Here is a 9,582-nt window from a genome sequence, read left to right on the forward strand (position 1 = left end):
CTTCAAGGCCATGGGGGCGGCAGCGGCTCGTGGCGCTTCCCTGGACGAGGTGGAGCGGATCGGGCGGCACGTGAACGAGCACACACGCACCATGGGGGTTGCGTTCGGCGGGTGCACCATGCCCGGCTCGGACAAGCCCCTGTTCACCGTCCCGGACAACCACCTGGGCCTGGGGCTCGGCATCCACGGCGAACCCGGGATCCGGGACGTGCCGATGCCGCGCGCCGGAGAACTGGCCCATCTCCTGCTCGATCCGATCCTCGACGACGCGCGGACGGAGACGTCCCGCCGAGTGGGTGTGATCGTGAACGGCCTGGGCACCACCAAGTACGAGGAGCTGTTCCTGCTGTTCCGCCATGTGTCACGGCTGCTCGACGAGCGGGGGTTGACCGTGGTGGAGCCGGAGGTCGGAGAACTCGTCACTAGCCTGGACATGGGCGGGTGCTCCCTGACCCTGACATGGCTCGACGACGAGACGGAGCCCCTGTGGCGGGCGGGCGCCTACACGCCGGCCTACCGCAAGCAGGCAGCCGCGCTGCAGGAGATCGACCACGGTGCAGCGGCGGCGCTGCAGGACTCCTCGGAGGAGGAGATCCCCGAGTTCGGGGAGGCTTCCGCCCGGCTCGCCGAGACGCTGCGCCACGCGGTCGTTGCAGTCGACGAGCTGATCGCCCGCGAGGAGACCGCGCTGGGCGAGATCGACGCGATCGCGGGTGACGGTGACCACGGCCGCGGCATGAAAAAGGGCACCGGTGCCGCTCGTGAGGCAGTGGAGGCGCTGGCGGGTCGTGCCGGGGCGTCGTTCTCCCTCGCGCGTGCGGGTCAGAGCTGGGCGGAACGTGCCGGAGGCACCTCGGGCGTGCTGTGGGGCGCAGCGCTGGAGGCCGCGGCTCGCACCGTGGACGACGCCGCGGAGGGCTACGACGGCGCACTGCTGCGCCATGGCGTCGTCGCGTTCACCGAGACCATCCAGGAATTGGGGGGTGCGCAGCTGGGTGACAAGACCATGCTGGATGCTCTCCTACCGTTCGTGGAACGGCTCACCCGGAGCCAGGATGAGCCCGTGGCGGAGGCGTGGCGGGACGGCGCCCGCATCGCGGCGGAAGCCGCCCGCGGGACAGCCGAACTGCGGCCGAGAGTGGGGCGAGCCCGCCCGCTCGCCGAGAAGAGCCTCGGGCACCCGGACGCCGGGGCCACGTCCATGGGGATGATCCTGCAAGCGCTCGACGGCTTCGTGTCCGGCAGCAGCAACGAGAACAACGGAAAGTGAGCGAGACCATGAGCAAGAAGCTGCGAGTGGTGGTCGGCAGCGACGACGCCGGCTACGAGTACAAGGAAGTCCTCAAGAGAGACCTCGAGGGGGACGAGCGCGTGGCCGAGGTGATCGACGTGGGCGTGGGCAACGAGGGGCACACCCCGTACCCGACGGTGGCCATCGGTGCTGCGGAAAAGATCCGGGACGGTGAGGCGGATCGGGCGCTGCTGATCTGCGGCACCGGGCTGGGAGTGGCCATCAGTGCCAACAAGGTGTCCGGGATCCGCGCGGTCACGGCCCACGACTCGTTCTCGGTGGAGCGTTCCATCCTCTCCAACAACGCGCAGATCCTCTGCATGGGCCAGCGCGTGGTGGGTCTGGAACTCGCACGCCGGCTGGCGCGCGAGTGGCTGGGCTACACCTTCGATCCGCAGTCCTCCTCGGCGGAGAAGATCAAGGTATTGGAGAACTACGAGGCGCAGCACCCCGTGGCCCCCGAGAGCCAGGGGTGCTGAGCATGACAGTGGATGCCGCGCGGGAGAGGCGGGGGGTCGTGGTCACGGGTGGTGCCTCCGGCATCGGTTTCGAGTGCGCCACGCACTTCGCGGAGCGTGGCGACCGCGTGGTTGTCGCGGACCTCGCGGACGGATCCCCCGCCGTGGCCCGATTGCCGCACCCCGAGCGGCACCGTGCCGTGGTGGTGGACGTGGCCGACCGGTCCTCCGTGGCCGCGCTGGCGGCCGTGGTGCGGGAGGAGTTCGATGGTCGCGTGGACGTGGTGGTGAACTGCGCGGGCATCGCGCTGCTGGCTCCGGCCCGCGAACTAAGCGCCGAGCAGTGGGACCGTACCCTGTCCGTGAACCTCACCGGCAGCTTCACCGTGTGCCAGGCCCTCGGCCCGCTCATGCTCGACCGTGGAAGCGGGAGGATCGTGAACCTCGCGTCGCAGGCCAGCGTGGTCGCGTTGGACCGGCACGTGGCGTACTGCGCGTCCAAGGCCGCCGTGGTGGGCATGACGCGGGTGCTCGCCGCGGAGTGGGCCGCCCACGGAGTCACGGTGAACGCGGTGTCCCCCACGGTCGTGGACACCGAGCTGGGCCGCCAGGCATGGGAGGGCGAGCCCGGCGAGCAGATGCGGGCGGCCATACCGGTGGGCCGGTTCGCGGAGACGCGTGAGGTGGCCGCTCTCGTGGGGTACCTGGCCTCCGACGACGCGGCCATGGTCACGGGCCAGAACATCGTGATCGACGGCGGCTACACCGCCGTCTGAGTCGTGCCCGTGGCCCGGTGCGGAATCCCGGGCCACGGGCCGTTCCACCCCAGATCTGCGGGGCCCTGGGACTGGTAGTTTGACGTGGTGCGGGCCACAAGCGGTCCGTGCCCAGGAGGGAGCAGCCATGCAGCAGGACACATCCGCCACGGACGCGGTGCGGCTTTCACAGGCGGTGCTGGGCGAGCTGGACGTCCCGGTCCCGGAGTACGACCGCTCTGCGGTGACCGTGGGCATCGTGCACTTCGGCGTGGGAGGGTTCCACCGGGCGCACCAGGCCATGTACCTGGACCGGCTCATGAACCAGGGCAAGAACCTCGACTGGGGCATCTGCGGCATGGGCGTGCTCCCCGGTGATGCCGCCATGAAGCAGGTCATGGCGGAGCAGGACCACCTGTACACGCTGGTGCTCAAGCACCCGGACGGCACCCTGGAGCCACGGGTGGTCGGCTCGATCGTGGACTACGTCTTCGCGCCGGAGCAGCCCGAGGAGGCCATGGCGCGGCTCACGGATCCCGCCACACGGATCGTCTCCCTGACCATCACCGAGGGCGGGTACAACTTCAGCTCCTCCACGGGTCTGTTCGACGCGCAGAACCCCGCCGTGGCCCGCGACCTCGAACAGGCCCGGGCCGCCGCGCAGGCCCGGGAGGCGGAGCCGCCCAGCACCGTGTTCGGCATGGTCGTGGAGGCCCTGGCGCGCCGTCGGGAGGCGGGCACGCCCGCGTTCACGGTGATGTCCTGCGACAACATCCAGGGCAACGGCCACATGGCCCACCAGCAGTTCACCGCCTACGCCCGGCTGCGTGATCCCGAGCTCGCGGAGTGGATCGAGGCCAACGTCCCGTTCCCGAACTCCATGGTGGACCGCATCACCCCCGTGACCACGGACGGGGACCGGCAGCTGGTGGCCGAGCGCTTCGGCGTCGCGGACCGCTGGCCCGTGGTGGCCGAGCCGTTCGCCCAGTGGGCCCTGGAGGACGCCTTCGCGGACGGGCGCCCCGCCTTCGAGGAGGTGGGGGTGCAGGTGGTCCCGGACGTGGAGCCCTACGAGCTCATGAAGCTGCGGCTGCTCAACGCGAGCCACCAGGCGCTGTGCTACCCGGGGTTCCTGGCCGGGTACGAGTACGCGCACGAGGTGTGCCAGGACCCCACGTTCGTGGCCTACGTGCTGGGGTACATGGACCGGGAGGCCACCCCCACGCTGCGGCCCGTGGCGGGGGTGGACCTGGAGGCGTACAAGCACCAGCTGGTGGAGCGCTTCGCGAACCCCCACGTGCGGGACACCCTGGCCCGACTGTGTGCGGAGTCCTCGGACCGGATCCCCACGTGGCTGGTGCCCGTGATCCGCGAGAACCTGGCCCAGGGCCGGCCGGTGGAACTCAGCGCCACCATCGTGGCCTCGTGGGCGCGCTACGCCGAGGGCACGGACGAGAACGGCGCCGCGATCACCGTGGTGGACCAGCGCCGGGAGCGCGTGATGGCCGCCGCCGCGCGCCACGGCGAGGACGAGCTCGCCTTCCTCCGGGACGAGGCCCTCTTCGGGGACCTCGTCCGGCACGAGGAGTTCACCCGGCTCTACGCCGCGGCCCTGCGCAGCTTCCGTGAGCGCGGGGCGCGGGCCACCATCGAGGACGCCGTGGCACGCTTCGCGCAGTAGCGGCCCCGGGCTCCAGCCGGCGCACGCACGTCCCGCCCCACCACGGGCGGGGCGGGAGAACCGGGCGGGGCGGAGGAACCGGGCAGCCTGCACGCCGCCGCGGGGCAGTGGCCCCGTGCGGCACGGTGGGTCAGCAGGCCTCAGCCCAGTTCGGACTCCAGGCGGGTGCGTGCGGCGCCGTAGCGCTCGCGGAAGGCGCGGGCGGCGTCGCCACGCTCCGCGGGGTGCAGCTCACGGCTCACCGCGCGGGGCCACTCGGGGAACGCGCCCGTGGCCACCCACGCGGCCTGGCGGGCCGCCCCGAGGGCCACGTACTCGTCCGAGCGGGGAACGGTCACGGGCATCCCCAGCGTGTCCGGCAGGACGCCGCACAGCGCCTCGGACTTCGCGCCGCCGCCGATCAGCAGCACCCGGTGCACCGCCACGTCCACGCCGCGCAGCACGTCCAGGCAGTCCGCGAGCGAGTTCGCCACGGACAGCACTGCGGCCCGCGCCAGGTTCTCGCGGGTCAGGGACGCACGGGTCATCCCCTCCAGCCGCCCCGTGGCGCGGGGGAGGTTGGGCGTGCGCTCGCCGTCGAAGTACGGCAGCAGCGTGAGACCTCCGGCGTCCGCGTCCCCGGCGGAGGCCAGGCGCGTGAACTCGTCCAGGTCCGCGCCCAGCAGCTGCGCGGTGGAGGTCATCACACGGGCCGCGTTGAGGGTGCACAGCAGCGGGAGGAAGCGCCCGGTGGCGTCCGCGAACCCGGCGGTCACGCCCGTGGGGTCCCGCGGCGGTTCCGGGCTGCATGCGAACACCGTGCCGGAGGTGCCCACGGACACCACCACCTCGCCCTCGCCGAGACCCAGCCCGAGCGCGGCGGCGGCGTTGTCCCCGGAGCCCGGGCCCACGACGACGCCGTCCCCGCCGCCCCACTGCGGGCACAGCGTCCCAGCGGCCTCGTCCGCGGCGAGGACGCGAGGGAGCTCGGGCACGGCGCCGAAGTACTTACGGAGCAGCTCCGGGCGGTAGCTGCCGTGCGCGGCGTCGAAGTACCCCGTGCCGGAGGCGTCCGAACGGTCCGTGACGAACTCCCCGCACAGCTGCAGCGTGAGCCAGTCGTGCGGGAGCATGACCCGCGCGACCCGTTCGGCCGCTGAGGGCTCGTTCTCACGCAGCCAGGCGAGTTTGGACAGGGTCATGGCCGGGACGGGTGACATGCCCACCCACTCCATCCACCACTGTGCGCCATGGTCCTCGAGCATGCGGCGGGCCTGGGGCTCGCTGCGGACGTCGTTCCACAGCAGGGCGTCGAACACGGGCTCGCCGTGGCGGTCCACGGCCACCATGCCGTGCTGCTGACCCCCCACGGACACGCCGACGAGGTCGTCCCGGGAGGCCACGCCCGCCTCGGCCCAGGCAGCACGCAGCGCGGTCAGCCAGGACCGCGGGTCCACACTCGTTCCGTCCGGATGGGGTGCGCTCCCGCGGGTCAGGACCTGCCCCGTGGCGGCGTCCACGACCACCACTTTGCAGGACTGGGTGGACGAGTCGATGCCGACGACGGCTGCCATGCGGATGCTCCCTTCGGACGCGGCCCAGTGACCGGGACGTCCCACCATTCCACCACGACGGGAACCGTGAGCATCAGCGTGCCGTGGACGCGTCCGCGCAACGCGGTCCCTGAAGTGCCCGAAAAGGACGACGACGCCGCGGGGCGGCCCCGCGGCGTCGTCGTCGGTTCTGCGGCGTGGCCGGGAGGGACCCGACCGTGGGGTGTCAGCCGCGCGGGATGTTGCGCAGGTTGGAACGGGCCATCGAGACGGCCTCGCCGGCGCCGCGGTTGAGCACGATGCGGGACATGGCCGTGGCGAAGCCGAACACCTGGTCCTTCTTGATCTCCGGCGGGATGGAGAGCGCGTTGGGGTCGGTGATGACCTCCACCAGGGACGGGCCCTGGTGCGCGAGCGCAGAGGTGAACGCGGACTCCAGGTCCTTGGGCTTCTCCACCCGGATGCCCTGGATGCCCACGGCGCGGGCGATCGCGGCGTAGTCCGCCTGGGGGACGTCCACGCCGAAGTCCGGCAGCCCGTCCACGAGCATCTCGAGCTTGACCATTCCGAGCGTGGAGTTGTTGAAGACCACCACGGTCACGGGCAGGTTGTAGGCCGCGAGCGTGAGCAGCTCGCCCATCAGCATGGAGAGTCCGCCGTCCCCGGAGACCGAGATGACCTGGCGCCCGGGCTCCGCGACCTGCGCGCCGATGGCCTGCGGCAGGGCGTTGGCCATGGAGCCGTGCAGGTAGGAGCCCAGGATGCGGCGGGTGCCGAGCGGGTTGATGTAGCGGGCGGTCCACACGTTGCACATGCCGGTGTCCGCGGTGAACACGGCGTCCTCGGCCGCCACCCGGTCCAGGATGGACGCCGCGTACTCCGGGTGGATGGGCGTCATCTTCTCGACCTTGCGGGTGTACGCACCCACGGCCTTGTTCATGAGCTTGTCGTGCTTGGCCAGCGTCTTGTCCAGGAACGAGCGGTCCGTCTTGACCGTGAGCTCGGGCAGCAGCTTGAGGATCGTGGACTTCACGTCACCGTGCACCGGGATGTCTACACCCGTGCGGCGCCCGATCACCGTGGGGTCCGTGTCCACCTGGATAGTGGTGACGTCCGGGAGGAACTGGTCGTACGGGAAGTCCGTGCCGAGCATGACCATCACGTCGGCGCCGTGCAGCCCCTCGGCCGCCGCGCCGTAGCCCAGCAGACCGGTCATGCCCACGTCGAACGGGTTGTCGTACTGGATCTGGTCCTTGCCGCGCAGGGAGTGGCCCACGGGCGCCTTGAGGGTGTCCGCCAGGGCGATCACCTCGTCGTGGGCGCCGGCCACGCCGATGCCCGCGAAGAGCGCGACCTTCTTCGCCGAGTTCAGCACCTGCGCCATGCGCTCGACGGTCTCGTCCGAGGGGACGACGGCGCTGGGCTCCGGGACCGCGTACGGGCGGGCCTCGGCGGCCACGTCGGAGTCCGCGAGGTCACCGGGCAGGGTCACCACGGACACGCCCGGGCTCGTGACCGCGAACTGGATGGCGGAGCTGACCACGGCAGGGGACTGCTGCGGGGTGCTCACCAGCTCGGAGTACACGGAGCACTCGGTGAAGAGCCGGTCCGGGTGCGTCTCCTGGAAGTACCCGGAGCCGATGTACTGGGAGGGGATGTGGGACGCGATCGCCAGCACGGGCGCTCCCGAGCGGTTGGCGTCGTACAGCCCGTTGATCAGGTGCAGGTTGCCCGGGCCGCACGAGCCCGCGCACACCGCGAGCTTGCCGGTCAGCTGGGCCTCGGCGCTCGCCGCGAACGCCCCGGCCTCCTCGTGGCGCACGTGCACCCAGTCGATGCCGCCCTTGGCGGAGCCGCCGGTGCGCCGCACGGCATCCACGATGGGGTTGAGGCTGTCGCCCACCACACCGTAGATGCGCTCCACGCCGGCGTCGATGAGCTGCTGGATGATCTGCTCTGCGAGTTTCACGCTGTCTCCTCCGATGCTGCGCCCACGCCGGTCCTGGTTGCCGGACGGGCACGACGAATGTGCTCGCCGTCCAGCCTAGCCGCGGGTGTTTTCGGGAGAAAAGGTTTGTGGGCAACGGAACAGTGGGCCGTGCCCCGCCCCACGGCGTGCGAGAACGAGGAACCTGGTCACCCCCCCCTCCAGCCGGGGGGGGTGACCGGGTTCCTCGGGCGGAGCGGATCAGCCGATGGTGCTCAGTAGCTGCCCGTCATGGTGGTGACGTCCAGTGCCTTGTCGAGCTGCTCCTCGGTGAGCTTCTCACCGTCCACGTAGCCGAGCTCGATGGTGGCCTCGCGCACGGTGACCTTGTTGGCCACGGCGTGCTTGGCGATCTTCGCGGCGGCCTCGTAGCCGATGGCCTTGTTCAGCGGGGTCACGATCGAGGGGGAGGCCTCGGCCAGGAACGTGCAGCGCTCTTCGTTCGCCTGTAGCCCGTCCACCATCTTCTCCGCGGCCACGCGTGAGGCGTTCGCGAGCAGGCGGATGGACTCCAGCAGGTTCGCCGCCATCACGGGGATGCCCACGTTGAGCTCGAACGCGCCGTTGGTGGAGGACAGCGCCACGGTGGTGTCGTTGCCGATCACCTGGGCGGCCACCTGGATGGTCGCCTCGCAGATCACGGGGTTGACCTTGCCCGGCATGATCGAGGAGCCCGGCTGCAGGTCCGGGATGTGCAGCTCGCCCAGGCCCGTGTTGGGTCCGGAGCCCATCCAGCGGATGTCGTTCATGATCTTCATGTACGAGTACGCGATGTTGCGCAGCTGCCCGGAGGCCTCCACCAGACCGTCGCGGTTGGCCTGCGCCTCGAAGTGGTTGCGGGCCTCCGTGAGGGGCAGCCCGGTCTCTTCAGCCAGCAGCTCGATCACGCGCGCCGAGAAGCCGTCCGGGGTGTTGATGCCGGTGCCCACGGCGGTGCCGCCCAGCGGGACCTCGGCCACGCGCGGCAGGGAGGCGTCGATGCGCTCGATGCCGTAGCGCACCTGCGCCGCGTAGCCGCCGAACTCCTGGCCCAGGGTCACGGGGGTCGCGTCCATCAGGTGGGTGCGCCCGGACTTCACCACGTCCTTGAACTCCGCGGCCTTCTTCTCCAGGGAGGTGGCGAGCACCTCCATGGCGGGCTTGAGGTCGTTGATCAGGGCGTTGGTCACGGCCACGTGCACGGACGTGGGGAACACGTCGTTGGAGGACTGCGAAGCGTTCACGTGGTCGTTGGGGTGGACCTCCACCCCGGCGGACTCGAGCGCGCGCGAGGCGAGCGTGGCCAGCACCTCGTTGGTGTTCATGTTGGAGGACGTGCCGGAGCCGGTCTGGAACACGTCGATGGGGAAGTTGTCGTCCCACTCGCCCGCGGCCACGGCGTCCGCGGCGTCACGGATGGCCTGGGCGCGCTGCGCGTCCAGCACCCCCAGCTCCTCGTTGGCGGTGGCGGCGGCCTTCTTCACCTGGGCCAGCGCCCGGATGTGCTCGCGCTCCAGGGTGGTGCCGGAGATGGGGAAGTTCTCCACGGCGCGCTGCGTCTGGGCACGGTAGAGCGCGTTCTTGGGCACGCGCACCTCGCCCATGGTGTCGTGTTCGATGCGGTACTCGGTGTTTTCAGCCATGGCTCTCAGTGTAGGCACCCGCGCCGCACCGCGCCCGCAGGGTCCGCGCAGCCGCTCTCCCGTGACGGACGACGACGCCGCCCGCCCGGGTGCCCCCGCGGCGTCGCCGACCAACCGGCAACGGTGCCGCGGGAGACGTCACCTGACCGTGCGGCGTCGTCCGCGGGAGCCAGACGCTGTGAAGTGGAGCAAATGCGCAGCCGCACCGCGGAATCTGCATTTGCTCCACTTCACAGCGTCACCGCCGGGGTGTGGG

7 protein-coding genes are annotated in these 9,582 nt (G+C 71.1%); 4 read left to right on the plus strand and 3 right to left on the minus strand.

What is annotated here, in order from left to right:
• The 4 genes from CWC38_RS09410 to CWC38_RS09425 all read left to right on the plus strand — a co-directional run.
• The coding region (locus tag CWC38_RS09410) for a dihydroxyacetone kinase subunit DhaK (protein ID WP_121846503.1) at positions 1-1,270 on the plus strand (1,270 nt) is incomplete at its 5' end.
• A gap of 8 nt (positions 1,271-1,278) precedes the next feature.
• A complete protein-coding gene (locus CWC38_RS09415) occupies positions 1,279-1,770 on the plus strand; it encodes a ribose-5-phosphate isomerase (RefSeq protein ID WP_121846509.1) in 492 nt (163 codons plus the stop codon).
• Between the two features lie 2 nt (positions 1,771-1,772).
• Positions 1,773-2,525 (plus strand): GolD/DthD family dehydrogenase, encoded by a 753-nt coding sequence (locus CWC38_RS09420; protein WP_121846504.1) that lies wholly within the window; start codon positions 1,773-1,775, stop codon positions 2,523-2,525.
• A gap of 127 nt (positions 2,526-2,652) precedes the next feature.
• The gene (locus tag CWC38_RS09425) at positions 2,653-4,185 is read left to right on the plus strand and encodes a mannitol dehydrogenase family protein (protein WP_121846505.1); all 1,533 of its coding nucleotides are present in this window, start codon (positions 2,653-2,655) and stop codon (positions 4,183-4,185) included.
• A gap of 140 nt (positions 4,186-4,325) precedes the next feature.
• Here the strand turns inward: CWC38_RS09425 and xylB are convergent, their stop codons facing one another.
• From xylB to CWC38_RS09440, 3 genes are all read right to left on the minus strand, one after another.
• Entirely contained in the window at positions 4,326-5,738 is a 1,413-nt protein-coding gene (xylB, locus tag CWC38_RS09430) for a xylulokinase (RefSeq protein ID WP_121846506.1), read from the minus strand.
• A gap of 205 nt (positions 5,739-5,943) precedes the next feature.
• Positions 5,944-7,686: a pyruvate dehydrogenase gene (locus tag CWC38_RS09435; protein WP_121846507.1), complete on the minus strand. Its 1,743-nt coding sequence runs from the start codon at positions 7,684-7,686 to the stop codon at positions 5,944-5,946.
• A 233-nt stretch (positions 7,687-7,919) separates the two neighbouring features.
• Positions 7,920-9,326, minus strand: coding sequence for a class II fumarate hydratase (locus tag CWC38_RS09440; protein ID WP_121846508.1), 1,407 nt, complete (start codon positions 9,324-9,326; stop codon positions 7,920-7,922).
• Positions 9,327-9,582 lie beyond the last annotated feature (256 nt).

The organism is Kocuria tytonicola (genome assembly GCF_003687455.1).
Lineage (GTDB): Bacteria > Actinomycetota > Actinomycetes > Actinomycetales > Micrococcaceae > Kocuria > Kocuria tytonicola.

Coding starts and splice junctions, on each gene's coding strand:
- CWC38_RS09420 (WP_121846504.1), top strand. CDS start 1,773: ATGACAGTGGATGCCGCGCGGGAGAGGCGGGGGGTCGTGGTCACGGGT.
- CWC38_RS09425 (WP_121846505.1), top strand. CDS start 2,653: ATGCAGCAGGACACATCCGCCACGGACGCGGTGCGGCTTTCACAGGCG.
- xylB (WP_121846506.1), bottom strand. CDS start 5,738: ATGGCAGCCGTCGTCGGCATCGACTCGTCCACCCAGTCCTGCAAAGTG.
- CWC38_RS09440 (WP_121846508.1), bottom strand. CDS start 9,326: ATGGCTGAAAACACCGAGTACCGCATCGAACACGACACCATGGGCGAG.
- CWC38_RS09415 (WP_121846509.1), top strand. CDS start 1,279: ATGAGCAAGAAGCTGCGAGTGGTGGTCGGCAGCGACGACGCCGGCTAC.